The sequence below is a fragment of the Collinsella sp. An7 genome, assembly GCF_002159335.1.
Lineage (GTDB): Bacteria > Actinomycetota > Coriobacteriia > Coriobacteriales > Coriobacteriaceae > Coprousia.
On record NZ_NFHP01000004.1, the window covers coordinates 105,508 to 131,901 of the forward strand.

The window sequence follows — 26,394 nt, forward strand, 5'->3', positions numbered from 1 at the left end:
TGCCATTCTTCTTTTTACGTGTTAAGAACAGCACCGCCCGCCGCCCCGCCTCTTGACAGGGTGCATAATAGCCATTTGCCTTATCCGAAGGGAGGATTCCGTGCAATCTGTTTTCGGCCAGCGTGCGCCCTTTGCCGACGTGCGGCGCGTCGGCATTCCGCGCGCGTTGCTCTACTACCGCTACGGCATTGCCTGGCGCACCTTTTTTGAGCAGCTCGGCCGCGAGGTCGTGCTCGACAGCCCGTCCGACCGCGGTACGCTCGAGGTGGGCGACCGTCTCTCCGTTGACGAGTGCTGCCTGGCCTCCAAGCTCTTCTTAGGCCATGTGGCGGCGCTCGCCGGCCGCTGCGACGCCGTCTTTATCCCGAGCCTCATGGGCTACGGGCGCTTTGAGACCTTCTGCACCAAGTTCCAGGCGCTGCCCGACCTCGCCGAGAACGCCTTTGCGGTGGCGGGGGAGAGCCTGCGCGTCATCTCGATGCGCGTGGAGGAGCCGCGCGGCACCTCCGAGGAGGACGCCTACCTGGGCGTGGCGGCGGAGCTCGGCGCCACGCGCAAGGAGGGACGCCGCGCCTACCGGGCGGCCATCGCCGCGCAGCGCGCTTACGACGAGCGCATGGCGCGCGAGCAGGAGCAGCTCGTCAAGAGCCTCGCCAAGCTGCCCGCCGAGGAGCGCCCACTCACCATCCTCGTGGCGGCGCACCCCTACGTGAGCCACGATCCCTTTGTGGGCGGCGTGGTAGAGGACGCCCTGCGCGAGCAGGGAGCGTGCGTGCTCTTTGCCGACGAGACCGACCGCGCCCGCACCCTCAAGAAGAGCTACGACTTTAGCCACTCCATCCCCTGGATCGTCAACCGCGAGCTCATCGGGTCGATCCTCATGCTCCACGAGTACGTGGACGGCATCGTGCTCATGAGCGCCTACCCCTGCGGTCCCGACTCCATGGCCGACGACGCCATCGAGCGCTGCATCCACGGCAAGCCCATCCTCACGCTCACCGTCGACGCGCAGGGCGGCACCGCCGGCGTGGAGACGCGCGTGGAGAGCTTTGTCGACATCCTCTCCTACCAAAAGAAGGGAGGCTATCTGCATGCCTAGCCTTTCATCCGGCCCCGAGCAGAGCGCCGGCGAGCCGCGGCGCCCCAAGCGCGCATCCGAGGAGCAGGGGCGCGTCGTGATGCAGCCGGGCCGCCCGCGTCCGCTCTTCTTTACGGGCAAGCGTCCCAAGCGCGACCGGCACTCTCGGCGCAAGGTGGCGTTCTTTCACTTTCGCAACTACGAGCCTGCCTTCAAGTTCTTTGTGGAGCAGGTGCTCGACGCCGACTTTATCCCGCTGCCGCCGCCCACGCGTCGCACGGTCAAGATCGGCGAGGAGCTCTCGAGCGACTACGTCTGCACACCCTTTAAGCACATCATGGGTGACTACGTGGAGGCGCTCGAGCGCGGCGCCGACGTGCTCGTGCAGGTTACGGGGTTCTGCCGCCTCAACTACTATGGCGAGCTCGCCCAGATGATTCTGCGCGACCGCGGCTACGCCGACTTCGATATGCTCAACTTCTCGGACGTGGGCACGGGCAAGGTCCGCGACTACGTGGCCTACTGCAAAAAGGTCGTAAACCCCAACCTCTCCATTCCGCACGGGGTCAAGGGCCTCTACGCGGCCTGGCGCATGGTGGAGCATATCGACGAGTTTCGTGATCTCTACCTGGCGCGCGCCGGGTTTGCGCAGGAGGCGGGCTCGTTTGAGCGGGTGCGCCGGAGCTTCATCGCGCGCATGAACGCCGCTACCACGCTCAGCGATATCGAGACGGGCTTTCGCCAGTCGGTGGACGAGCTCGAGGCGCTGCCGATCGATAAGCCGGCCGATCCGGTGCGCGTGGCGATTCTGGGCGAGTACTACACCGCTCAGGACCCGTCGAGCAACCTCGGGCTCGAGCAGAAGCTCCTCGACATGGGGGTCGAGCTCGTCAACTACATGTCGATCTCCAACTTCAACCTGCACTACAACGCCGATGCCACGCGGGCGAGCATCACCGAGTACAGTCGCTTTGACATGGGGCCGACCTCGAGCTTTAACATCGCCGCGGCCAAGCGTGCGGCCGAGGAGGGCTTTGACGGCATCGTGCACATCAAGAGCGCCGGCTGCACGCCCGAGATCGACGTCATGCCGCCGCTGCAGCGCATCAGCCGCGACTACCACGTGCCCGTGCTCTTTCTGACGTTTGACACGCAGACCTCCGACGCCGGACTCGACACCCGGCTCGAGGCCTTCTACGACATGATCGCAATGAGGAAGGTTCGCTCATGAAGGCATATCTGGGTATCGACACCGGCTCCATCTCCACCAAGGGCGTGGTGATTGACGAGGACCGCACGATCATCGCCCGCAGCTACCTCTGGACGGAGGGCGACCCGGCCGGCGCGGTGCGGCGCGTGGTGGACGACCTGCGCGGGCAGATCGACCTCAACGAGGTCGAGGTCATGTCCATCGGCACGACGGGCTCGGCGCGCCGTCTGGTGGGTGCCATGCTCGAGGCACAGATCGTCAAGAACGAGATCACCGCGCATGCGGTGGGTACGACCTTTCTGCACCCGGACGTGCGCACGATCCTCGAGATCGGCGGCCAGGACTCCAAGATCATCTGCATCGAGAACGGCATTGCCGTGGATTACGCCATGAACACGCTCTGCGCGGCGGGCACGGGCTCCTTTCTCTCGAGCCAGGCGCACCGCTTGGGTGTGGAGGTTGAGGATTTTGGACGCATCGCGCTCACGAGCGACAAGCCGGCCAACATCGCCGCGCGCTGCACGGTCTTTGCCGAGAGCGACCTGGTACACAAGCTCCAGGTGGGCTACGAGAAGAAGGACGTTATCGCCGGGCTCTGCCGCGCCGTGGCCACCAACTACCTCAACAACGTGGGCAAGGGCAAGAAGATCGAGAGCCCCGTGGTATTCCAAGGCGGCGTCTCTAAGAACGTGGGCGTGGTGGATGCGTTTGAGAAGGCGCTCGGCAAGAAGGTCATCGTAGACCCGGACGGGCACCTGATGGGCTGCTTTGGCGCAGCGCTGCTTGCCGCCGACGCGCCCAAGATGCGCGAGCAGCCCTTCCGCTTTGACATCGACGACTTTGATTTCCGCACGCGCGAGGTGGTCTGCGGCCACTGTGCCAACCATTGCGAGATCGTCTGCGTCTACCGCGACGACGAGCTCATCGATTCGTGGGGGAATAGGTGCGATCGCGGCGCCATTAAGGTTCACTAACCCGTCCGGTCTCCCGTAGCACCCGACCTTGGCCCTCAATCGTCGGTCGCCGCACGCGAGGCGTGCTCCCTCCTCTTTCGGGCCAACCTCGGGTGCTACGGGAGGCCGGCTCCGTGGCAGATGGGTCATTTGGGGACGTGTTCCGTTTGACCCATTTTGCGCGCGTATGAAAAAAGGCCCCAAACGGGGCCTTTTCTTAAATTCTGTTCATCTGTGCGGCGACCTTGTTGTACCAGTCCTGCCAGGTGGGAGGGCAGTACTTCTTGGCTGCGGCGACGGTGAGAGTCGGGCCGTAGACGCGCTTGAGGTAGGCCACATGCGCGGGGATGGACTGCTCCCAACTGCTGAAGCTCTGGCCCATCCAGCCCCAGGCGTTGTAGGGGCGGAAGCAATGCGCACCCTTGGTGCTCTCGATGCAGCTGATAGCGGGCGACCAGCGCGGGTCCACGCCGGAGTTCCACGCCGACTCCGCAAAGAGACGCCCGTAGCCCGCGAGAGGCGAGCCGGCCAGATAGGCGTCGATGCGCGAGGCCCACTGGTTAACGAAGTCCTCCTTGCTGAGGTTCCAGTTAACCCCGCCGGAGCTCACCGAGGTGTCAACGGACTGGCCCGGGGTGGTGGCGGTGTTGGAGCTGTTGCCCGAATCGGCGCCCTCACCCGTGGCCGGGGCGGTCGCCTCGACGCTCTGCTGCGCGGCAAGCTCAGCCAGGCGCGCAAGCTCGGCGGCGTCCTCCTCCTCCGCCTTCTTCTGGGCGGCGGAGCGGGCGGCCTGCGCCTCGGCGAGTGCGTTCTCGGCAGTGCGGCGCTCCTCCTCGAGCTGGGCCTTGGCCTGGTCGAGCTCGGTCTTCTGCTGCTCGAGCTCCTGCTCCTTGGCGTTGAGCTCCTCGATGGCGGCGTTGTTGGAGGCCTGGATCTGGTCCATGTAAACGACGTTGGTGATGAGGTCGTCGAGGGACTCAGACTTGAGCACAAAGCTCACGAGGGGGTTAGAGTTGCTCTGGTACTTGTAGGCGTCGCGCATCGCACGGCTCGCCTCGGCCTGGAGCTCGGGAAGCTCCTCCTCGATCTGGGCGATGTTGGCGGTGTTCTCGTCGATCTTAGCCTGGAGCTCGTTCAGCTTGGCCACGGCCTCGTCGTAGGCGGCGGCGTACTGGTCGACCTGGCTCTCGGCGGCATCGAGCTCAGCCTGCGTCTCGGCCGAGACGGCATAGGCCGCAACGGGGGAGAGCACGGGCGTCGCGGTAAAGGCCACGGCGAGGGCGGCGCAGGTGAGCGCGCGGGCCGGACGCCGGGCGATGATGCTGATGATCGAACGGTTGGAATCTCGCATTAGAAGTCCTCGTCCTCGAGATACGTCGTACCGAATCTACGTCGAGCAGTATACCCCGGGGTTTTTATTAAATAACCCCCTATACAATCCTTAAGGCTCAAGTTGAAGGTTTAAGATTGCGTCCGACCTGCGGGTTTAATGCCACGTTAAGAAACTGTGGAGTTTCAAGCTCACGTTTAAGGTTAAGGATGAACAGGGCGAAAAGCCTGCGGCAAGCGGTGCGTCTGAGGAGACGTTTGCGGCCTAAAGCAGGGAAAACGAGTGCGCGGGTGGGCAGAGGGGTCCGCAAGACGGGGGAGATGCCTCTGAGCGCCCCGCAAGATGGGGAACGCGTAGAAGCTGCCTCGCCTCCGCCGACTCCGAGCGCGCTCACGCTACACTAAAGAGCGTTTGCACCGTACGGCCGCCCCAAACCTCCGGGGCAGACAGCACGGCGCGCCGAGCGCCCCCTTGAGCGGCGCGCCCGGGCACATCCGGCGAGAGAGGGAGCACATGGCCCTTACCTTTACCGAGCGCGAGTTTATCCCCGTCCTTCTGGGCGGCGACATCAACGTCTACTCCGTGGCCCGCGCCTTTTACGAGGAGTATCAGGTCAAAAGCGTCGCCTTTGGCAAGTACCACACCGGCCCGGCGTTCCGGAGCCTCATGATCGACTATCGGCCCAACGAGCGCATCGATACCGACGAGGTCTTTCTGCCCACCGTCAACGCGTTTGCGCGCGAGCACGCCGATAAGAAGATCGTCCTCATGGGTTGCGGCGACGCCTACGTGGCGCTCATCGCCCGCGCGCAGGACGCCGGCGCCCTCGAGCCCAACATCATCGCGCCCTACGGCCCCTTTGAGCTCATGGACAGCTGCCAGAAGAAAGAGGTCTTCTACCAGCTCTGCGAGAAGCACGGTGTGCCCTATCCGCACACCTTCACCTTTACCGCGGCCATGGCTGCCGACCCGGGCACTATGGCCGAGGCGCTCGACGGGCTCGACTTTCCCTACCCGATGATTCTCAAGCCCTCCGACGGCATCGCCTATTGGGAGCACCCCTTTGCCACGCAGCAGAAGGCCTACACGATCGGCTCGCGCGAGGAGCTGGAGAGCGTCATCCGCGACGTCTACGCCTCGGGCTACACCGACGACCTCATCATCCAGGATCGCGTGCCGGGCAACGACGAGTACATGCGCGTGCTCACGAGCTACTCCGACCGCACGGGCAAGGTCCGCATGATGTGCCTCGGCCACGTGCTCCTCGAGGAGCACGGCCCGCATGCGCAGGGCAACCACGCCTGCATCATCACCGAGCCCAACGACGAGCTCATGGGCGGCGTGCGCGAGCTGCTGGAGGACCTGCACTTTGTGGGCTTCTCCAACTTCGACGTCAAGTACGACGAGCGCGACGGCTCCTTTAAGTTCTTTGACTTCAACACCCGCCAGGGGCGCAGCAACTACTACGTCACGGGTTCGGGCTTTAACGTGGCGCGCTACGTGGTTGAGGAGTACGTTTACGGACGCCCCTTCGACCCGGCGTTTGAGACGGCCCGCGAGGAGCACCTCTGGACTGTGGTGCCGCGCGGCGTGATCCGCCGCTACGTAAAGGATCCGGAGCTGCGCGCGCGGGCGCTCAGACTCATGCGCGAGGGGCGCTCGGTAAACCCGGTCTTTATGAAGGGCGACTTTACCTTCAACCGGTGGCTGCGCATGGTGCACACCACGCTCAGGCACTATAAGATCTTTAAGCAGTACTACCGGTAGCGGCGCGGCTGGCGGGTGGTGCGCGGCGGGGTGCGGCCCAGAAGCGGATGCGCGGGTGGCCTGCACGCAGTGCATGCCCGCCGGCAACAGGGCAAAGGCCCGCAGGAGGTGAGCGACATGGAGAAACTCGGTGTGATCGGCGGCATGGGCCCCGAGGCTACCTCGTACTTCTACGACCAGGTGGTGCGCCACACGGCGGCTACCTGCGATCAGGAACACCTCAACATGGTGATCCTCTCGTGCGCCTCCATGCCCGACCGCACCCGCGCGATCGAGACGGGCGACCACGCGGGCCTGCTCGCCGAGATGCGCGCGGCCACGGCGGCTCTCGAGGACCTTGGCTGCGGGCACATCGCCATTCCGTGCAACACCTCGCACTACTTCTACGACGCCATCCAGGCCATGACGAGCGTTCCTGTCATCCACATGCCGCGCGAGGCGGCGCGCTACGCGGTGGCCGGTGCCGTGGCGGGGGAGTGCGACTTTGACCCCGAGCGCAGCGGCGGGCTCTTTGAGCGTCCCATCCGGCGCATCGGCATTATGGGGACGGACGGTACGGTGGATTCCGGCGTGTATGCAGACGCTTGCGCGCTCGTGGGCGCCGAGGCGGTGGTGCCGAGCGCGCCACGGCAGCGCGACGTGATGTCGCTCATCTATGACGACGTCAAGGCGGGGCGCGAGCCGGACCTCGACAAGTTTGACCGGGTGCTTGCTGAGTTTGACGAGGGCGGTTGCGACCGCGTGATCCTGGCCTGCACGGAGCTCTCGGTCCTCGGGCGCTACCGCGCGATGCCGCCGCGTGTGCTCGACGCGATGGATGTGCTCGTGCGCGAGAGCATCGTGCGCTGCGGGGCCCCCTACCGGGCGTAAGCGCCTCGGGCCAGGCGTACTTCCCGCGCTCGACTCGGCGTGTGCGACGGGGAGCGTTCCCCTGTGGGCCCCCGGTGTGTCACCGGCTCCCTGCCGCGTTCCGCCGCGGGCCAACCTCTCATCCCGATGTGCTAGCATACGGGGCACATATACGTTGGCCTCGAGAGTGGTGCGGAGACGTACGGGCGCCAGGCGCCTAGGGGAAGAGGGGTGCGAGACCCCCGCTATACCAGTAACCGTGAATCGCGATGCCCGCCGGGTACTCGCGCCGCAGATCGGACGGCGCGCGGCGGGAAGGGCGGTGAGCCGGATCGCCTCCTCTCGATAGGCGCGCAGGCAACGCTTGGGTGCATGCGCGTCGGGCCCTGGGAGAGAGGTGCACCTATGAAGGTGAATCGGGACGCTGCACGGGCGCGGGAGGCGCTCGGCCGCGGCGGACGTTGGTGGCGCGCGGGCGCGCCCTGGCGCCGTGCGACCGCGCGGCGTGCAGTCGCCGTCGGACTTACGGGATTGCTGCTGTTTGGCCAGGTTCCCGCGGCAGCGTGGGCGGCGGAGGCAGAGGCCCTCGGGCACGTGGCCCAAAACGTGGTTGCGCTTGCGCAGAACGCAGGCGAGGGTATCGCTGCGACGGACGCGGTCGGTGCCGAGGGCACGGCGGCGGATGGGGCTGCCGGCGCCGGTGACACGGCGGCGGGCGCAGATTCTGCCGAGGGCACGATTGCCACAGACGCGGGGGATGGCGCGACATCCGCGGCAACAGACGATGCGTCCCCGGAGACGGCTGCGGACGCGGCGCCGGCACCGGATGCGCCCTCGACCGATGCGGCGGCGCCGTCTGCCGCCGATGGGACGACGGCGCCCGACGCCGCTTCGCAGGCGCATGCGGGGGCCGCGTACCTGCTGATTCAGGACGCAAAGGACGCAGCGTCGTCGGAGGGCCGCGTCGAGGGCGCCGTGAGCGCGGGCGCGACGCTCTGGGCCAACCTGTTCATCGGTGGGGAGGATGCCGATGGGGCCGATGCCGACGCGGCCGTGGCCGCGCAGGACGGCTGGACCTACCAGTGGTACGCCTGCGGCACCGCCTCCGCGCGCATAGACGACTACGAGCCCATCGCGGGCCAAACCGCGCAGAGCCTCGTTCTCACCGAAGACCTGGCAGAGCAGCTTGCGGGCAGCTATCTCGCCGTCGCGGTGACGGTCGACAGTGAGCGCCACGTGGGTCCTGCGGAGCGCTTTGGCACCGCGCAGGGCTCCCTCGATACCGTCGCGCCGGTCGGCCCCGTTGCGGCGCCCCCTGCGAGCGCGTCTACGGGGGCTGCGTCCACGGCGCCCGAGACGGCGGGCGCCTCCCATGCCGCTACCGCAGGAGCGGACGAATCGCCTGCGACCGACGAGGGCGTCGCGTCCCTCGCCGTGACGGCGGCGGCAGGCGACGCTGCGATCGCGGACGCCGCCGTGGGCGCCGCCCCTGCTAGGGACGCGGGGCGCTACACGCTCTCGGGCATCAAACTGTCCTCGAGCGGTCAGGCGGCGCAGGCGGGCAACGTCATCACCGCCACGGCGCAGGTGCGCCAGGGCTACTACGATGTGGCGGCTCCCGCGGACGCCGCCCTCGGCTTCATATGGGAGGTGCAGGACGAGGCGGGGTCGTGGCAACCGCTCGACGAACGCCTTGCCGCGAGCGGCAAGGGTGACCTCCTTTTGCTCGACGGCTACGTGGGCAAGACGCTTCGCGTGCGCGCCTCGGCGCTCGACAACGAGGTCGTCTCCGAGAGCTTCACCGTGCTCGCGGCGGGTACGTACGACCTGCTCCGCGTGACCACCTCGCCCCTTGTCTCCAGCTCGACCACGCAGCTCTTTACGGGCGATACCGTGACGGCGACGGTCCAGGCGCGCCGGCTCGGCGGGTCCGCGACCTACGGCGACAACGTGACCGACAGCGTTGCGGTCCAGTGGTATGCGGCAGACACCGCCGAGGGCCCCTTTGCGGCGATCGACGGGGCGGACGGGGCCTCGCTCACCATCGGCGCTGACCTCGCCGGCTTCTACCTCAAGGCGGTGGCGACCAGCGGTTCCTCCACGGTGGAGATCGCCGCGGCGAACCCCGTCATCGATGCGACGTCGCTTGCGGGCATCGCGGCCAAGCTCGCAGACGAGAGCTGGCGCCCCGAGCTCACCTACGGCGTGGACACCAACCTGAACGACGTGCTCCGGGCGAAGCTCGCGCGCATGGGCGCGGACGACGTCGCCGTGCGCACGGTCGCCGTCGAGGTCTCGCGGCCTGCCGAGGGCGCGGTGCTCGGCATCTCGACCGATGATGCCTCAAACGGCGCCATCACCTACTTTTTCATGGACCCCGACGACCTCACGGGTTGGGGCGGGTTCACCGGCTACCGCACGTTCACACCTACGTTCGAGCTTGCGCGCGACGGCGAGACCGTTCTGTTCACCCCCGAGCGCACGGCGACCATGCCGTGGGACGAGGCGCGCTTCGATGAGATGCTCGCATCCGATGCGGCGGCCGCCCTTGCCATCGGGTACACCGCAGGCGACGCGGCGGAATCCGTCACCCAGGACGTGACGCTGCCGCTCAAGCTGGCCGACAAGAGCTGGTCGACTGTCAGCTGGACGAGCTCCGACGAGGACGTCGTCAAGGTTACCGGCAACAGCTGGGACAAGACCATGACCGGCGCGGTCACGCGGCCGGCGGAGGATACCGAGGTCACGCTCACGGCTACGGTAGGCGTAGTGACCTCGGGCGGCCCCGAGGTTACGGTCGAGGTGCCGTTCACGCTGACGGTCAAGGCCGATCCCGCCGCCATCGAGGAGGAGACGGCCGCGCTCGCGGCGAAGGTCGACGCCGCCTTCACGCCCGACGCCCTCACCTACAGCGCTGACGGCGCCGCGGTCGACGCGGCGGCGGTGGCGGGCGACCTGCAGCTGCCCACGACGCGCGCCCTCGGTATCGACGGCAAGTATTACACGGTCGCGTACGCGGCCTCGACGGACGCCCTCGTCATCAACGGGTACCGCGCCAACGTGTACCAGCCGCTGCCGGGCGGCGCGCCGCGCGAGGTCGAGCTCGCGCTCACGGTGACGAGCAAGGATAACCCCGCAATCACGGCGACCAAGACCATCGCGCTCACCGTCTCGCCGCTCGCGGCGGAGGCGATCGATGCCGAGCTCGCCCTTATGGAGGAGGCCACGGCGGGCTATGCCGCCGCCCTGCTCGACGGGCAGGGCGCCGATGCCGTGACGGGCGACCTCGCCATCTTCCAGAAGGCGTACCGCGCCGAGGACGGCTCGCTCGCGTGGGCGCGCGATTACGCGGAGGCCTCCGCCGCGGGCGACGGTATCGAGACCGTCGACCTCGAGGCGGATGACGAGATGGGCGTCGTGCCCGGCCATTGGTTCAAGTCAAGCGACGCCGGCGTGGTGGCGCACGACACGCTGCGGGTGACCCAGCCGGAATACGACACGCAGGTCACCGTCACGAGCATGCTCGCGAGCGAGAGGTTCGCGCGCTACGCCGAGCTCTATGCGGACGATGCCACGTGGGGTCCCGCGTTTACCCGGCTCGCCGGCCAAGAGGTGCGCGCCACCTTCACGGTCGCGGGCACGAGGGGGCCTGAGGACCCGGATGTGGAGGCCACAGTCGCCATCATCGGTGCAGACGCCTTTGGCGAGGACCAGGTCTGGGTGGCGCGCACGTCCTACGACCTCGCGAAGGGGTCGACGGCGGCCGACCTTATCGAGGCGGCGCTCGCCGACGCCGGGCTCGCGCACGAGGCGTCGGGCGTGGGCACCGAGGGGTACTACCTCAGCACGATCACCGCTCCGGACGGCCGCGTGCTGGGCTGGGACGAGGAGACGGGCAAATACTGGCAGCTCTTTGTGGACGGCGCCGCCTCCGATACGGGCGCGGGCCAGGTGGCGCTCGAGCCGGGTACCGACGTCGTGCTGTACTACGCGCCCTACGGCGCGTCGCCGGAGGATATCGGCAAGGCCAAGATCACGGTGACCGCGCAGATCATCGGTCCCGATGCGGAGGGCGCGGACGCGTCGTGGATGGGCCTCACCGAGATCTCGCTCCCGCAGGGCTCCACGGCGGCCGACCTCACCGAGCGCGCCCTCGCGCTCGCGGGCCTCGAGGCGGATACGGGCACCGGCTCGTACGGCTGGTTCCTCAACAGCATCACCTCGCCTTTCACCGGCGAGTCACTGGGCACGGTCGAGACCTCGCCCGGTACGTGGTCGTACTGGCAGCTGTTTGTGGATGGCGCGGCGTCCGACCTCGGCGCGGGCAGCGTGGAGCTCAAGCCGGGCACCCAGGTGGTGTGGTATTACTCCGCGTACGGCGCCGAGCTTCCCGCAAACGACGTCACGGTCGATCCGGACGCCTGGGACGAGCGCCCCTCCGACTGGGAGGCGGCGTGGGAGGGCTTCGCCCCGGGTGCCCTCGCGGGCATCGCCACGCCCACCGAGGGCGGCGAGCTCGCCTGGGCGGTCGCCACGGGGGCCACGCCGGGCAGCGCCTCCGCCGTCTATCAGAGCGACCCCGCCATCGCGGGCGGCCGCGTCTTTTTGGCGGTGGGGGACACCCTCAGGGCCTATGACAGCGCGACGGGCACGGAGCTCGCCCGCGCGACCCTCGCCACGAGCATCGATTCCGCCTGCCGGCTCGTCTTTGCGGACGGTCTCATCGTCGTGCCGCTCCACGGCGGCCGGCTGCAGGTGCTCAGGGCCGATACGCTCACCACGGTCTCGCTCACCTCGGAGCTCGCGGTGGGCGCGCAGGCGCTCTCCTCGGTGACCGTGTGGGACGGATACGCGTATTTCGGCACGACGGACGGCGCCGGCGCCGCGGGCGCGCTCTTCTGCGTCAACCTGCGGACGGGCGCCGTCGCGTGGTCGACGACCGGCTCCGGTGACGCCGGTTACTACTGGACGGGCGCCGTGCGCGCGGGCGATCGCGTGGTCGCCGTCGACGGCGCGGGTACAGTGCGCTCGCTCGACGCGGCGACGGGTGCCGACGAGCAGACGCTCGCGCTCGGCGCCGACGCACGCGCGGCGCTCGTGGCAGACCCGTCGGACGCCTCGACGCTCTACGCCGTAACGCAGGACGGAACCCTCCACCGCATCACGGTTGCGGCGGACGGATCGCTTGCGCTCACGGGCAGCGTCCGCTTTGCGGCGAGCTCGACCTCCACGCCCACCATTGCCGACGGGCGCGCCTATGTCGGCGGCGCCACGGAGAGTTACACGGGTGTGCTCGCGGTCATCGATCTGGCCACCATGACGGTCGAGCACGAGGTCACCGGCTTTGCGAGCGGGGCGTCGCTTCCCGGCGACGTCAAGGCGGCGCCGACGGTCGCGGTGCAGGGCGACGCCACCTACGTCTACTTCACCTGCAACGCCGCGACCGGTGCGGTGTACCGCTACCGCCTGGGCGACGATGCGGCGGTGCTTGTGTACGAGCCGACGGGAGCCTATGCCGACTGGTGCATGGCGAGCGTGGCCGTCGATGCCGAGGGCGCGCTCTATTACGTCAACGACTCCGGCCATCTCTTCCGCATCGATGCGGGCGCGGCACTGCCCGATCCGGAGGCGCCGGCAGACCCCGAGGGCTCGGGGACATCGGATGGCGCGGGGCAGAGCGGCACGGTCTCCGGCGCGGGCGGGGCAACCGGCGGCACCGTGCCGCAGATCGTGCTTACGGGCACGGCCGCGGCCGCCGACGCCGCCGCATCGAATGGCGATGCCGGCGATACCGCAGACGCCGAGCCCCAGAGCTTGCTCTCAGCCTTCGCCCGCGCGGGGGAGGACGGTGCGGTTGCGGCGGCTTCCGCCGCCGACGCGACCGAGGGCCCGCGCGCCCCGCTCGTCGCCGTCTTCCTCCTTGCCATCGCCGCGGGCGTCATCCTCATCATCGGTCTTGTCGTCACGCGCCGCCGCGCGGGGGAGGAGTAGCATGACTGCCACCGATCAGGGGCGCGCGCCCCACTGGATCCGTCCCGCGCTCGCCGCGCTCGCGGTCCTGCTCATCGTCGTCGGTGTCGGCGGGGCGATTGCCCTCGGCGCCGGAGACGGCCTCGCGGGGCTTCTCGGCTCCGACCTCTTTCAGACGGTGGCCGAGGAGCCGGCGGAAGATGATGCCGCGCTCACGGCGACGGTCACCGTCGACGACGTGCAGGGGGCGCTCGCGGAGCTCCCCGGTGACCTGGCCATCTCCCCGGACGCCACCGGCATCACCTGCGTGGTGGACGGTGACGGCATCTGGGTGGAGTACCCCGAGGCGACCGATGCCTCCGCGGTCATCGACCTCGCCGCGCGGCGCGCGGCGGGCCTCGCGCAGTGGGCCGCGCAGGCGGACCCCGCTATCAGCCAGGTGACCTGGATCGCCGAGGATGCGGGTCAGACGGCGCTTTTTGCCCTGGCCCTCGATCCCGCCGCCGTTGTGTCCGATGCGGCAGACGCCTCTGCCGCGGATATCCTCGCTGCGGCCACCGGCTACCGCATCGCGGGCGACGCGTACGCCTCTCTCGACGACCCGGCCTTCGAGCAGGAGGCGGGTGCGGCGCCCTCGCTGCCCGACGGCAGCGAGGTGCCCATCGAGCTTGCGCAGACCGCAACCGATGGGGCCGATGCCGCGCAAGGCGGCGCCTCCGGCTCGACGGGGGGCGGCGCTGCCGGCGCGGCGCAGGGCGGCCCGACCGGCACCGCGTCCGGCACCACGTCCGGCACCACGTCCGGCACCACGTCCGGCACCACGGCAGACCTCATCACGGTGTCCATCACCGTCGACGGCTCGGCTGCCGGGGCGGGCGCCTCGTCCGCCACGGTATCGCTCGCAGCGGGCTCAACGGTCTACGACGCGCTTGCCAAAACGGGCATCAGCATCTCCGCCTCGGGGTCTGCCTACGGCATGTACGTGTCGGCGATCGGAGGCCTCGCGGAGCGCCAGCACGGCCCCATGAGCGGGTGGATCTTCAGCGTCAACGGCGTCGAGCCCAGCGTGGCGTGCTCCGCCTATACGCTCAGCGCGGGCGATAGCATCGTGTGGACGTACGTGAACGTGGAGGAGTAAGCGACGGGAAGGGTTTCCGTTACGCGTCGGTTTGCGGGGCGCGGGCGCAAGGGGTGCGCCCGCGCCCCGTTTTGCCGCACCGGAGAGTTCGAGAGCGCCGCCCGCGGGAGGAGAGCCGCGCGCATCCCGCACGGAGGCGCCGTTTCACCGAAATAAATAACCCCCTATGGACAAAAAGCGCATCGAAATAATGATTGACCCTCGTTCTCAGGGGCCTTCACTGTGCTGCGACGGGACATGGCGCCAGCTACAACCAGCGTTTCCGCAGGAAACGTCCTGTCGCCAAGGTGAGTGCGGGCAACTTGCGCGCGCCGGAAGCCTCTGCTCCCGTGTCCTGTCGTTATTTGAAGCGCTTTTCTGGCCAGAGGGGTTATTAATATCCCTGTTGGGCGCGACCTGGCCACCCGTGAGCGGCGCGCAATCGATGGGCGCCGCGCGATTTCGCGATTCCCGCGGGCGGGGTGCTATGTGTCAATCGCGGGGAATGCGCGAGGCGCCACAGATGCGTCGTGTTCCACGCCGGGGCGCCGGGGCGGCGGGCGGCGGCGGAGGGCTACCCTGCGAGGAACTTCTTGCGGCTGAAGAAGTTGTACCAGGTCACGCAGAAGGTGGCGATGACCTTCATGGCCTGGTAGGCGATGTTGAGCACGGTTACGCCCACAAACATAAAGACGTCGTTGAGGCCCAGGCCCACGGCCGAGAGAATCGCAAAGATGGTGAACTCGCGCTTGCGGCTCATGTCGTCGCGGTGATCAAAGACGTAGTGCATGCTCAGCGCGTAGTTGAGAATGACCGACGCGGTAAACGAGATCGTGGTGGAGAGCAGGTAGTCGGCGTGGCAGAGCTCCACCAAAAAGACCAGCAGCGCCCAGTCGACCGCGAAGGAGATGATTCCCACCACGGCGAACTTCATAAACTGCATGGTCGACGGTTTGGAGAGCGCAGCGCGCACGATGCCCCTTTTCTCTCAGGCGGCGCCGGAGTGCCCCGGCGCATCGGTTACCGCGGGCGCGTCTCGGCAGAATCCGAGTCCGGGCGGCCGCGAGTACCAGGAACTATACGGTAAACATCAGGATTGTGTAAGCGACGCGCCGCCTCGGGCGAGAAAACCGCGCATTCTGCACAGTTGGGTGGGCGCGGCTACCGGCCGCGTCGTCGCCGAGCACCCGGTCCGGCCCGCCGGGCCTACTTGCTCTCGTCGCCCTCGAGGAAGATCTTGCGGGTCACAAAGTTCCACACCATCACAACGGCCGTTGCCACCAGCTTGACGAGGCGGTAATCGAGCGTCACCACCTCGGTGCCGAGCCACATGAGCGCGTCGTTGATGCCGAGCCCCACGGCCGAGAGCACGACAAAGATCACAAACTCGCGTTGGCGGCTCATGCCCTCGCGATGGCTAAAGACGTAGCGCATGCTCGCGAGGTAGTTAAAGATCACCGAAACGATAAACGAGATGGTGGCCGAGACTACGGGGTTGAGCCCAAAGACCTCGGTGAGAAAGACGAGCACGCCAAAGTCGATGGCAAAGGCGATAACGCCCACGATGCCAAACTTCACGATCTGAGCCAGGAGCTTTTGCACGGTCGTCCTTTCCGGGTGCCGGCGGATAGGGTGGCGCGGACTGCGCCGACCACCCAGTATAGCGCCGAGGCGGCGCCAGGGCGCGTGGGCACCGCTGACACTCCGTCAAAATCGCGCTCATGGCGGCCCGGACTCTGCAATAATATTGCGTAGATAGGTAACGGTCCGGTACCGTGCATATGCCGGCACCCGGTGCAAAGGAGCGGCTATGAGCGACTTCGTACTGTCTTGCGAATCCACGGCGGACTATCCGCGCTCGTTTTTTGAGGAGCGGCAGATCGCGTGGGTGCCCTTCCACTACAACCTCGACGGCGTGAGCTATCCCGACGATCTCTATGCCTCCATCTCGCCCGAGGCATTCTTTGACAAGATCAAGGCGGGCGCACAGCCCACGACCTCGCAGGTGGGCGTCGGCGACTACGTGGAGCTGTGGGAGCCCTTCCTCAAGGAGGGCAAGGACGTGCTGCACCTCACGCTCTCGTCGGGCATCTCGGGCACGTACAACTCCGCCTGCGTGGCGGCCGAGCAGCTGCGCCAGGCCTATCCCGAGCGGACCGTGCGCGTGATCGACTCCTTGGCGGCGTCGGCAGGCTACGGCCTGCTCATGGAGTACCTCGCCGACCTGCGCGATGGCGGCATGGGCTTTACCGAGCTCGGCGATTGGGCCGAGGAGCACAAACTCAACGTCAACCACTGGTTCTTTGTCTCCGATCTCGACTGCCTCAAGCGCGGCGGTCGCGTCTCTGCCACGAGCGCGCTTCTGGCCAACGCGCTCAAGATCTGCCCCGTGCTCAACGTGGACTACGAGGGCAAGCTCATTCCGCGGCAGAAGATCCGTACCACCAAGAAGGCGATCGCCGAGCTCGTGCGCATGATGGAGGCGCACGCCGAGGACGGGCTCGCCTACAGCGGCAAGTGCGTGCTCTCGCAGTCTAACTGCCGCGCCGACGCTGATGCCGTGGTGGCGGGTATCGAGGAGAAGTTCCCGCAGCTCGCGGGTAAGATCGAGGTCAACAACATCGGCACGGTGATCGGTTCGCACACCGGTCCCGGTACGGTGGCGCTTTTCTTTATGGGCGACCGCCGGGTGGACTAGCAGCTCATCGCCCCGTCGCGCATGTGTGCGCGGCGGGGCGATTTGTGTTTCTGGCTGTGTGTCGATGCGGGCGCGCGTTTGTGGGACTGCGGGGCGCCGGTTCGGGCGCCCGGGCGAGCGTTGACGCGGATATCGCCAGGGTGCCGGCAGCGCGTGCTGCGGCTAGGCGCAGTGGTCGGCAAAGGTCTCGTAGCGCACGAGCCGCTCGAGGGGCTGGGACTCCTCGTGCATGTGCGAGGGGTGGCTCTCCTCGGAGGGGTACCCGAGCGGCATCACTGAGATGATGCGGTGCGTGCGCGGGATGTCAAACTGGCGGCGCAGCTCAGACGGGTCGATGAGGCCCACCCAACAACTGTGGACGCCGAGCTCGGCCGCCTGGAGCATCATGTGGGTCGCGGCGATCGAGGTGTCGACGATGCCAAAATCGACGACGTCCGGGTTGTGCGAAGCCACGGTCATGTCGTAGGTGAGGACGAGCACCACGGGCGCGCCAAAGCGGCAGCGGGTGCACCGGTCGATCTTGGCCAGTCCCTCGGCGCTCTGCACCACGAGCGTGCGTTGGGGCTGGAGGTTTCGCGCGGTGGGTGCGATGCGTCCGGCCTCCAGGATCGCCTGGAGCTTCTCGGGCTCGAGCGGGATGGGGGCGAAGTTTCGCTCTGAATAGCGCTCGCGCGCCAAGTCGATGAATGCCATGAGTCGCTCCTGTTTCTTTTAGCTTGTTCGGGCATGCGCGCACGGGGCAGGCCGCATGCTCTGGTAAGCTTGCGGACATAACACGTATGAATGTACCCCGTTGCGCCCCGTGCGCGCGGGTTATCGATAGCTGGTGGTACGCATATGGTGGATATTGTCGACCTGCTTGCCCCGTTTGGGCTGGTACTTGGTGCAATCGCGGTGGCGGCGCTGCTCTATTTTGTGGTGACGACCATCAAGTCCCGCCGCTCGGGCGGAGACGACGCTTCGGGTCGGGGCGGGCACGCACGCTAGCGCAACCGACCGGGCCCCGTTGTGCGCATCGGCGCAACCGACCGGACTCCGCCGCGCACAGTAGGGCGACCGCCACGGGGCGCGCGCGATTTTGATCGGCGCCTCCCTAACGCGCGGCCTTTCTGATCTTGGCGAGGTAGAAGCCCTCGTAGTCGCGGGTGGGGCAGATGGTGAGCGTGCCGGGCAGACCGTTGGGCAAGAGCGGGAGCGCCCCATCCTCGGCGGCGCGGGCCAGGGCCTCTGCCGTTGCCGGGCGGGTCGGGGCGTCCTCGGGGAGCGCGCCCGCAAGCGGTACGATCGAGCAGTCGCGATGCCGTTTGAGGGCAGCCTCGACCTGCTCCTCGTTCTCTTGCGGGAGCACCGAGCAGGTGGAGTAGACGAGCTCTCCACCGGGTTTGAGCACGGTGAGCGCCCGGTCGAGGAGGGAGCGTTGCGAGCGCGTGACCTTAGCGAGGAGCTTGGGCGTTACGCGTGCCGCCGCGCGCTCGTCGCCGACACGGAGCGTACCCGTGCCGGTGCAGGGAGCATCGAGCAGAATCTGATCGAACGAGAAGAACTCGTCGAGCTGCCGAGCGTCGACGCGCATGACGTTGGCACCGCGCACGCCGAGCTTCTCAAGGTTGTAGGCGAGCTTCTCCGCGCGCGGCGCGTTCATCTCGCAGGCGGTGAGGTGGGCGGCCGGGGCGAGGGCGGCGAGCTCGGTGGTCTTGCCGCCGGGTGCGGCGCACATGTCGAGGATGTCCGCGCCGTCGCGCGGACCGAGCGCGAGCGGCGGCAGCATGGACGAGAGGCTCTGCAGGTAGACTTTGCCTTCTTGGTAAATGGACAGGTCCCACACGGCGTGCTCGCGCACGTTGGTCAACACAAACGCATCTGCGTACCAGGGGACGGTCTCCCATGAGATGCCGGCCTGGCTGAGCGCCTCGGCCACCTCGTCGCGCGTGGCCCGGAGCGTGTTGGCGCGGAGCGTCACGGGCCGCTCGCAGGCAGCGGCGAGCCCGGCGCGGATGCGCGCTGCGGCGTCGGCGTCAAAACGCTGGGCGAGTGCCTCTTCTAGAATCGACGGCAGGATGGGGGCGGTGCGGGGTTCGTCCATAGCGGTCCTTCCCATGCGGATGCTTCCAGCATGGTAGCAGAGCCGCCCGCCCGTCCGCGGCGCGGTGCCGCCGCGCGTCAGGCGAGAGCGCCTGTCGCCACCCGCCTACAGCACCAGGCCAAACGCGATGAGCGCCACGCAGCACACCGCGACCACCGCGTCGCGCGCGGCAAAGGGATAGCGCTTGTAGCTGCTCTCGCGTGTGCGCAGGTAAAAGCCGCGCTCCTCGGCCGCAAGGGCCGTGGCGTCGGTCTTTCCCACCGAGGTCACGAGCAGCGGCACGCACACGGGCAGCATGAGCGTGAGCTTCTTAAAGGGGTTCTTGGTATCAAACTCCACTCCGCGGGCCGTCTGCGCCTCCATGATGGCGTTCATCTCTTGGGTAAAGACCGGCACAAAGCGCAGGGCGGTGGTAAAGGTAAAGGCGTACTTGTAGGGGATATGCAGGTGCTCAACGCACGCGTTGGCAAGGTCGGTGAGCTTGGTCACGGTGAGCATGAGCACGAGCGGCAGCGCCACGCCCAAAAGCCGCAGGCACGCCTTGCTGCCCGAGATGAGCCCCTCGTCGGTCGCAAAGAACAACACGGGCGTTCCGCGGCGCACAAAGATTGCCTGCAAAGCGAGCATGAGCGCGGCTACGGGGACGAGCACTTTGAGCAGCGACAGCAGCCGGGAGCCGCTGCCCGCGTAGATGCCGAGCACGAGCGTGAGCGCAAGCAGGGCGATGAGCGCGGCGTAGCTGTCGGCGAGGAAGGTCGCTGCGATGATGGACGCCGCGAGCGCGACCTTGGTTACGGGGTTGAGCCGGTGGAGCACCGTGGTGCCGGGGATGTAGTCGATGACGTTAAGCACGGTTGACCAGCTCCTTTACGGTCCGAACAACATCGGCGACCTCGCTCGCGTGCGCGAACGCGGGGCTTGCCTCTCGAGTGAGGCGCTCGGCCAGGGCGGTGACCTGCGGCGGCGCTACGCGGGCGCGCTCCATGAGGGCCGCGTCGGCAAAGATGTCGCGCGTGGCGCCGGCGCCGAGGATGCAGCCGTCGGCCATCACCGCCAAGCGCTCGGCAAAGTCCGAGACAACCTCCATGTCGTGGCAGACCATGATGACGGCGCACCCGTGCTCGGCCATCTCTCGCACCGTCTCCATAACGGTCATGCACTCGCGGTAGTCGAGGCCGCTCGTGGGCTCGTCGAGTACCACGATGTCGGGCTCGACCACCACCACCGAGGCGAGCGCGACCATCTGCCGCTGCCCGCGCGAGAGCGAGAAGGGCGACTCCTCCGCGGGGAGGCCAAAGCGCTCAATCACGCGCTCGGCACGGCGGCGCGCCTCGGCGCGGTCGATGCCGGCCAGCTCGAGGCCAAAGGCAACCTCGTCGAGGACCGTGTTTTTGCAGAGTTGCCGGTCGGGGTTCTGAAAGAGCGTTGCCACGTGCCGGGCGATGCGCGAGACGGGGGCGGTCCGGGTGTCGAGGCCCGCCACGGTCACCGTGCCCGAGGCGGGCTTGAGCAGGCCGTTGACGAGCTTGGTCGCGGTGGTCTTGCCCGCGCCGTTCTGGCCGATGACGCCCACGAGCTCCCCGGGATAGACGGTGAGCTCGAGGTTGTTGACCGAGGCGCCGCCGCCGGGGTAGGCAAACGAGACGCCGCGGAAGGTGAGGACGGGCTCGGCGCCTGCGGCGTGCGGACGTGGGGCGGGTGTGGTGGGCGCCGCCGGAGCGGGCGCCTCGGCGGTGCGTACGCTGCCTGCGATACGCGTCCCCTGTTCCCGCAAGATCCCCTCGACGAGCCCGGCCGCCTCGTCCACGCTGAGCGCCGGTGGCTCGGCGGGGCAGAGGCCCGCGGCGGCGAGGCTGTTGGAGATGCGCGCCGTGCGCGGGCTGTCGACGCCGATCTCGCGGAGCTCCTCCGCGTGCCCAAAGACCTCGTGCGGCGTGCCCGAGAGCACGGTCCTGCCGCCGTCCATCACCACGATGCGGTCGCAGAACTCAGAGAGCAGCGCGACCTTTTGCTCGATGACCACCACGGTGATGCCCTCGTCGCGGTTGAGGTCGCGGAGCACCTCAAAGACCATCCGCGAACTCACGGGGTCGAGCGCGGCGGTGGGCTCGTCCATCACGAGCACGCGCGGCGCGAGCGCAAGGATCGCGGCGATGGCGACCTTCTGCTTCTGCCCGCCCGAGAGCGTGGCGATCTCGCGGTCGCGCAGGTCGGCGATGCCCACGGCGTCGAGCGCGGCGGTGATGAACTTCTCGATGTGCTGGTGCGGCACGCCAAAGTTCTCGAGTCCAAAGAGCAGCTCGTCCTCCACCACCGAGGCCACCATCTGCGCATCGATATCCTGGTTGACGTGTCCGATGATGCGCGCGATATCGGTGAGGGTGATCTCGCAGGTGTCCTGCCCGTCCACGTAGGTGGCCCCAAAGAGCTCGCCGGTAAAGTGGTGCGGGATGGCGCCGCAGAGCACGTTGGCGAGGGTCGACTTGCCGGCGCCCGAGGGGCCGATGATGCCGGTGAACGAGCCGGTGGGGATGTCGAGCGTAACGTGGCTGAGGGCGCGGGGCGCGCCCGGCGCGTACGAGAACGAGACGTCGTTGAGCTCGATGATGTTGGACATGGGCGAGCCTTCTGGTCGGGGCGGATAGAGCGTGAGGCCGTTGGCCGGTGACGCAGACGGGCCGGCCCCTTGCGAAGGACCGGTCCGTCTGGGTGCAGGTTTTGGGTTAGTCGGCGAGCTTGAGGGCCTTCTTGATGGGCAGGTAGAGCGCACCTACGAGGACGGCGTTAAAGACGGCGGTGAGCGCGACCACAGGCAGCATGGCGGCGGCGATGGCCATATCAAACTGCATGAGCGCCATGCGGATGAGCATGAAGATAAAGCCCGAGACAAAGGTCGTCACAAAGGTGCCGACGATGGGGATGACGGACTTGGCGGGGGTCTTCATGCCGGCGTTGACGATGAGCGCCATGAGCACGGCGGCCACACCCTCGGCCACAAAGTCAGCTCCGGGCAGCGTCGTGGTGATCTGGATGACGGCGGCCGAGACGAGGCCGATGATGAGCGCCTGGAGGAGGTTGGGCCGGACGACGAGGATGGTGAGGCAGAAGGCCGAGATGATGAACTCGGGGCTGATCATGCCGCCGGAGATGGCCGAGATGGCGCGGCCGACGGTGAAGTTGAGGATGAAGCCGGCGGCGAGGAGGACGGCGAGGAGGACGAGGGCCTTGATGTCGAGCTTGCCGCGGTCGACGGTCGAGACAGTGCGGGGCTGGGCGGCGGTGGTGTTCTGCGACATGATGGGTTCCTTTCGGGATGGCGTGTCTGGGGGGGGTGCCGCGTGCGAGCGGCGAGGGGCGGAGGCGCGTGATGCGGACGCGTTTGCCGGTGATAGATGCCGGGGAGCCGCAAAACAAAAAAAGGCCCCCGGTCAACCCGGGGGCCTTGGCTGAGCAAAAAGAGCTAGCGCGAGGGGCTCACCGTTGACCGGCCGAGTTCACATCACGCCACCACCAGTTGTTGAGGGCAAGGTTAGCGTTCTTCATGGCTGGTGGCTCCTTTCGTGCAATCGGGGGATGCGGGCATCCCAATCTGTTGCGGCAGACTATAGCACAGCCCCGGGGCCGGACGGCGCGCAGGGGTAAAGATTTCGGCCGTGTTACGGCGCGCGCTGTCGAGCGGCTGCGGCGCGGGGGGCGGCAGGGTTGGCTCGCTTGCCGATTGGGCCTGTTCGGCAGCCCGCCGGAGATGGGGCAGGGCCCGTCAAAGGCGGCGGGCGCGGTGCCAGGTCGTTCTTCCAGCGTGTTCGGTTGCAGCCCGGTCTGCAGCAGGCCGGGGACGGAGTTCCTGCGGTGATGGGCGCATGTCGCACGCTTGGCCCGGGCACTCGGCGATAATGGGACGACCGACGGCTCCCGGTCGCACCCGCCCGCGGGGCAGACGCCGCCGCGCTCAGCCTCAACTCGCAAAGGACCGCTCCATGGATCAGACGCTCTTCCGCTACGACATCGTTGCCGAGGACCCCAAGACGCACGCCCGCGCCGGTGTGCTGCACACGCCGCACGGCGACATCGAGACGCCTATCTTCATGCCCGTGGGAACCAAGGCCACGGTCAAGGGCATCCCGTGGGAGACGGTGCGCGACTTGGGCGCGCAGATCGTGCTCTCCAACACCTATCACCTGGCCATGCGCCCTGGTGCCGACCTCGTTGCTGAGATGGGCGGCCTGCATCAGTTCATGAACTGGCACGGACCCATCCTCACCGACTCCGGCGGCTTTCAGGTGTTCAGCCACTCCGACGCCGTCAAGCTCACCAACGAGGGTGTGCGCTTCATCGCAACCGACTACGACGGCTCCCACGTGTTCTGGACGCCCGAGGACAACATGGCCATCGCGCAGAAGCTGGGGAGCGACATCTGCATGCAGCTCGACCAGTGCATCGGCTACCCCGTCGAGCGCCGCGACGTGGAGAAGTCGACCGAGCTCTCCAGCCGGTGGGCAGAGCGCTGCTACAAGGCTCACACCCGCCCCGACCAGGCGCTCTTTGGCATCGTACAGGGCGGTATGCACATGGACCTGCGTCTGAAAAGCCTCCAGCGCCTCGAGGAGATGGGTGACTTCCCGGGATACGGCATCGGCGGGTACTCGGTGGGCGAGAGCCACGAGATCATGTTCGAGACGCTCGAGCCGCTCGCCGCGGAGTACATGCCGCGCACCAAGCCTCGCTACCTCATGGGTGTGGGCAACCCCACCACGCTCGTGCGCGGCGTGGCCTGCGGCATCGACATGTTCGACTGCGTGCTGCCCACGCGCACGGGGCGCATGGGCACGGCGTTCTCGAGCGAGGGGCGCCTGAACTTCCGCAACGCCAAGTTTGCGCGCGACCCGCGCCCCATCGACGAGAAGTGCACCTGCCCGGTTTGCACGGGCGGCTACAGCCGCGCGCACATCCGCCACATGGTGACGGTCAAGGAGATGCTGGGCGGCATCTTGCTCTCGATGCACAACATCTACTACCTGCTCGACCTCATGCGCGAGGCGCGCGAGGCCATCATCGCGGGTACCTATGGGGAGTTCGTTCGCGCTTGGATGGACTCGCCCGCGGCGGCGGATTACTAATGGGCGCCGCGCCACGGGTGTCGCCCGATCGCCGTGACCGCGGGACGCGTGAGGAGCGCGTGGCGCGCGGCAGACTGGCGGCTTCACGCTGCCCTATCGAGGCGCTCGCGTCGTGGGGTCTCCGTCAGGACGGCGCTTCGGCCATCGCACTGCTTGAGGAACAGTCTGCTACGCGCGTGGCGGACCTCATCCCCATACGCTACGGCCGCATGAGCGCCTCTGCCTTTGCGTTCTTCCGCGGCTCGGCGATCATCATGGCAAGCGACCTTGCCACGCGCCCCGTCACCGGCATCGAGGTGCAGGCGGTGGGTGACGCGCATATCGCCAACTTCGGCATGTTCTTGAGCCCCACACGCCACCTGGTCTTTGATATCAACGACTTCGACGAGACGGCGCCGGGTCCCTGGGAGTGGGACGTCTGCCGTCTTGCGGCGAGCATCGAGATCTGCGGCCGCGCGCGCGGCTTCTCGCGCCACGACCGCCGCGTTGCCGTGCGCGCCTGCGCCAAGGCCTATGCGCAAGCGATGGCCGACTTTGCCGAGATGGGGGAGCTCGATGTATGGCATGCCCACCTCGACCTTGATGAGGTGGTCGCTCATTTTGAGGACGAGATGAGCGGCAAAGAGAGCCGGACGCTTCGTCGGGCCATGGAGAAGGCGCGTTCCAAGAACAGCGCTCGTGCCGTGGAGAAGCTTGCGCGCGTCGAGGGCGGAAGGCTTCGCTTTGAGATGCGTCCGCCCGAGCTCGTGCCGCTCTCCGAGCACCACGGCTACCGCGATACCGTGGAGCTCTCCCACGCGCTCATGGTTCTTATGCGCCGCTACTTCGACAGCCTCTCCTACGACCGGCGCTTTCTGCTCAACCGCTACCGTTACCAGGATGCGGCGCAAAAGGTCGTGGGCGTGGGAAGCGTCGGCACGCGCGCATGGGCGGTGCTGCTCGCGGGCAAGGACGCCGACGATCCCTTGGTTATGCAGGTCAAAGAGGCGCAGACCTCGGTTGTGGAGCGTTTCTGGCGTCCCGCGGGGTTTGCGAGCGCCGGTGAGCGCGTGGTCGAGGGCCAGCGCCTGATCCAATCAACGGCGGACATTCTACTAGGCTGGACGAGCGTCGAGAACCCGCTCGGCGAGCACCGCGACTACTACGTGCGACAGCTCTGGAACGGCAAGGGGTCGATTGATCTCGAGGGTATCGGCGTGGAAGGGTTGCATTCGACGGCGCGCCTCTGCGCCTGGGCCCTTGCGCATGCGCACGCGCGCACGGGCGACGGTGTTGCCATTGCGGCGTATACGGGCTACGGACTTCCCAAGAAAGAGCTACGCGCCGCGGAGGATGCGTTTGCCGACGCGCTCGCCGACTTCGCCCACGCTTACGCGGATCAGAACGAGGCGGATTATCGTCTGTTCTGCGAGTTGATTGCGTCAGGCGAGCTACCCTGTGCGGTGGAGTGACGGCTCCGGCCTCTGTTTACCGAGTATTCCCAGGTGAACGGAATCGTCCCTACAAGCAGCAAGAATGCAGGGCCGATAAGGCTCGTCGCCTCTGCTGTTCCTCCGGCCATGCCGAGGACACATCCGACAGAGTAGGTGACGGCAGCCATAGCGAACCAGATGGTCCAGAACCACCGGCCTATAAAGCGCAGGACCTTGTCGCACGGGCCTCCCGGTTTGCGCGAGGCGAGGCTTGCGAAGTCGATCATCTGGCGGATGGTGGTGAGCCCTTCCCGCCGCGCGATATGCAGCATCCAGAGCGCCCCGAGGGCAAGAGCGCCGAGGCGAAAGGTGCCAAAGGAGTGAGGGGAGAGCGAGCCTGAGGAGTTGAGCTCAATGCCGTTTGCGACCATGGTCACGATTTGGATCCCCAGAACGATCCCCATGACCAGTGCAAGCTCGCGGCGCGAAGCGAGGGCACGGGTGCGTGCGCGCCTCTCGTCCTCACCAAGGAGCTCGCTGACCGTTACACCGCAGACGCGTGCGATGTACTGAATCGAGACGGCGTCGGGGATGGTGCGTGCGCATTCCCAGTTGCTGACCGTCTGGCGCGTCACGGCGAGCCGGCGGGCGAACGCCTCCTGGCTCATGCCCAACGTTTGACGATGCGCCTTGATGCGCCGCGCAATCTCCTCGGAAAGTGGGGCGATGCGGGCGCGGCCGTCGCATCGACGGTCGTTGTTCTCTTTCATCGCAACTGCCTTTCTCCCAACGCGTCATGCGCTTTCATAC

The 26,394-nt window shown here is 67.4% G+C and carries 20 protein-coding genes; 11 read left to right on the forward strand and 9 right to left on the reverse strand.

The window, feature by feature from the left end; genetic code table 11:
* The first annotated feature begins 100 nt into the window (after positions 1 to 100).
* From B5G20_RS05985 to B5G20_RS05995, 3 genes are read left to right on the forward strand one after another with little or no spacing between them, the layout of a single operon-like run.
* Positions 101 to 1,099 carry an acyl-CoA dehydratase activase-related protein gene (locus B5G20_RS05985; protein ID WP_239286898.1) on the forward strand — a complete coding sequence of 333 codons (999 nt, stop codon included), beginning with the start codon at positions 101 to 103 and terminating at the stop codon, positions 1,097 to 1,099.
* Complete coding sequence (locus B5G20_RS05990; protein WP_087355890.1) at positions 1,092 to 2,309, forward strand: hypothetical protein; 1,218 nt, start codon at positions 1,092 to 1,094, stop codon at positions 2,307 to 2,309. The genes B5G20_RS05985 and B5G20_RS05990 overlap by 8 nt, the downstream gene beginning before the upstream one ends.
* The gene (locus B5G20_RS05995) at positions 2,306 to 3,262 is read left to right on the forward strand and encodes an acyl-CoA dehydratase activase (protein WP_087355891.1); all 957 of its coding nucleotides are present in this window, start codon (positions 2,306 to 2,308) and stop codon (positions 3,260 to 3,262) included. The genes B5G20_RS05990 and B5G20_RS05995 overlap by 4 nt, the downstream gene beginning before the upstream one ends.
* A 196-nt stretch (positions 3,263 to 3,458) precedes the next feature.
* On the opposite strand, the gene B5G20_RS06000 is transcribed toward B5G20_RS05995, so the two are convergent.
* Positions 3,459 to 4,592, reverse strand: a complete 1,134-nt coding sequence (locus B5G20_RS06000; RefSeq protein ID WP_204207688.1) for a glucosaminidase domain-containing protein — start codon at positions 4,590 to 4,592, stop codon at positions 3,459 to 3,461.
* Positions 4,593 to 5,084: 492 nt separating this feature from the next.
* Here B5G20_RS06000 and B5G20_RS06005 point away from each other — a divergent pair, with 492 nt between their 5' ends.
* From B5G20_RS06005 to B5G20_RS06020, 4 genes are all read left to right on the forward strand, one after another.
* Positions 5,085 to 6,338, forward strand: coding sequence for an ATP-grasp domain-containing protein (locus B5G20_RS06005; protein ID WP_087355892.1), 1,254 nt, complete (start codon positions 5,085 to 5,087; stop codon positions 6,336 to 6,338).
* Positions 6,339 to 6,455: 117 nt separating this feature from the next.
* Positions 6,456 to 7,208, forward strand: a complete 753-nt coding sequence (locus B5G20_RS06010) for an aspartate/glutamate racemase family protein (protein ID WP_087355893.1) — start codon at positions 6,456 to 6,458, stop codon at positions 7,206 to 7,208.
* A 384-nt stretch (positions 7,209 to 7,592) separates the two neighbouring features.
* Entirely contained in the window at positions 7,593 to 13,178 is a 5,586-nt protein-coding gene (locus B5G20_RS06015; protein ID WP_143750234.1) for a DUF4430 domain-containing protein, read from the forward strand.
* Between the two features lies 1 nt (position 13,179).
* Positions 13,180 to 14,295, forward strand: coding sequence for a DUF4430 domain-containing protein (locus B5G20_RS06020; protein ID WP_087355895.1), 1,116 nt, complete (start codon positions 13,180 to 13,182; stop codon positions 14,293 to 14,295).
* 553 nt (positions 14,296 to 14,848) lie between these two features.
* Here B5G20_RS06020 and B5G20_RS06025 read toward each other — a convergent pair.
* A complete protein-coding gene (locus B5G20_RS06025) occupies positions 14,849 to 15,217 on the reverse strand; it encodes a GtrA family protein (protein ID WP_343283991.1) in 369 nt (122 codons plus the stop codon).
* Positions 15,218 to 15,480: 263 nt separating this feature from the next.
* Entirely contained in the window at positions 15,481 to 15,876 is a 396-nt protein-coding gene (locus B5G20_RS06030; RefSeq protein ID WP_087355897.1) for a GtrA family protein, read from the reverse strand.
* Between the two features lie 208 nt (positions 15,877 to 16,084).
* Between B5G20_RS06030 and B5G20_RS06035 the strand changes: the two genes are divergently transcribed.
* A complete protein-coding gene (locus B5G20_RS06035; RefSeq protein ID WP_087355898.1) occupies positions 16,085 to 16,972 on the forward strand; it encodes a DegV family protein in 888 nt (295 codons plus the stop codon).
* Positions 16,973 to 17,134: 162 nt separating this feature from the next.
* Here the strand turns inward: B5G20_RS06035 and B5G20_RS06040 are convergent, their stop codons facing one another.
* A complete protein-coding gene (locus B5G20_RS06040) occupies positions 17,135 to 17,665 on the reverse strand; it encodes a nitroreductase family protein (RefSeq protein ID WP_087355899.1) in 531 nt (176 codons plus the stop codon).
* Between the two features lie 144 nt (positions 17,666 to 17,809).
* On the opposite strand from B5G20_RS06040, the gene B5G20_RS10355 reads away from it, so the two are divergent.
* Positions 17,810 to 17,959, forward strand: a complete 150-nt coding sequence (locus B5G20_RS10355) for a hypothetical protein (RefSeq protein ID WP_158094408.1) — start codon at positions 17,810 to 17,812, stop codon at positions 17,957 to 17,959.
* 106 nt (positions 17,960 to 18,065) lie between these two features.
* Here the strand turns inward: B5G20_RS10355 and B5G20_RS06045 are convergent, their stop codons facing one another.
* The 4 genes from B5G20_RS06045 to B5G20_RS06060 all read right to left on the reverse strand — a co-directional run bounded on the left by B5G20_RS06045 (position 18,066) and on the right by B5G20_RS06060 (position 22,351).
* Positions 18,066 to 19,055, reverse strand: coding sequence for an RsmB/NOP family class I SAM-dependent RNA methyltransferase (locus tag B5G20_RS06045; RefSeq protein ID WP_087355900.1), 990 nt, complete (start codon positions 19,053 to 19,055; stop codon positions 18,066 to 18,068).
* 105 nt (positions 19,056 to 19,160) lie between these two features.
* Positions 19,161 to 19,907, reverse strand: coding sequence for an energy-coupling factor transporter transmembrane component T (locus B5G20_RS06050; protein WP_087355901.1), 747 nt, complete (start codon positions 19,905 to 19,907; stop codon positions 19,161 to 19,163).
* Positions 19,900 to 21,672 carry an energy-coupling factor transporter ATPase gene (locus B5G20_RS06055; RefSeq protein ID WP_087355902.1) on the reverse strand — a complete coding sequence of 591 codons (1,773 nt, stop codon included), beginning with the start codon at positions 21,670 to 21,672 and terminating at the stop codon, positions 19,900 to 19,902. The genes B5G20_RS06050 and B5G20_RS06055 overlap by 8 nt, the downstream gene beginning before the upstream one ends.
* 106 nt (positions 21,673 to 21,778) lie before the next feature.
* Positions 21,779 to 22,351, reverse strand: coding sequence for a hypothetical protein (locus B5G20_RS06060; RefSeq protein ID WP_087355903.1), 573 nt, complete (start codon positions 22,349 to 22,351; stop codon positions 21,779 to 21,781).
* A 681-nt stretch (positions 22,352 to 23,032) separates the two neighbouring features.
* On the opposite strand from B5G20_RS06060, the gene tgt reads away from it, so the two are divergent.
* Both tgt and B5G20_RS06070 read left to right on the forward strand, forming a co-directional pair.
* A complete protein-coding gene (gene tgt, locus B5G20_RS06065) occupies positions 23,033 to 24,172 on the forward strand; it encodes a tRNA guanosine(34) transglycosylase Tgt (protein WP_087355904.1) in 1,140 nt (379 codons plus the stop codon).
* Positions 24,139 to 25,623, forward strand: coding sequence for a DUF2252 domain-containing protein (locus tag B5G20_RS06070; RefSeq protein WP_204207690.1), 1,485 nt, complete (start codon positions 24,139 to 24,141; stop codon positions 25,621 to 25,623). Before tgt ends, B5G20_RS06070 begins: the two co-directional genes overlap by 34 nt.
* On the opposite strand, the gene B5G20_RS06075 is transcribed toward B5G20_RS06070, so the two are convergent.
* Positions 25,566 to 26,354, reverse strand: a complete 789-nt coding sequence (locus B5G20_RS06075) for a helix-turn-helix transcriptional regulator (RefSeq protein ID WP_087355906.1) — start codon at positions 26,352 to 26,354, stop codon at positions 25,566 to 25,568. The genes B5G20_RS06070 and B5G20_RS06075 overlap by 58 nt on opposite strands.
* Positions 26,355 to 26,394 lie beyond the last annotated feature (40 nt).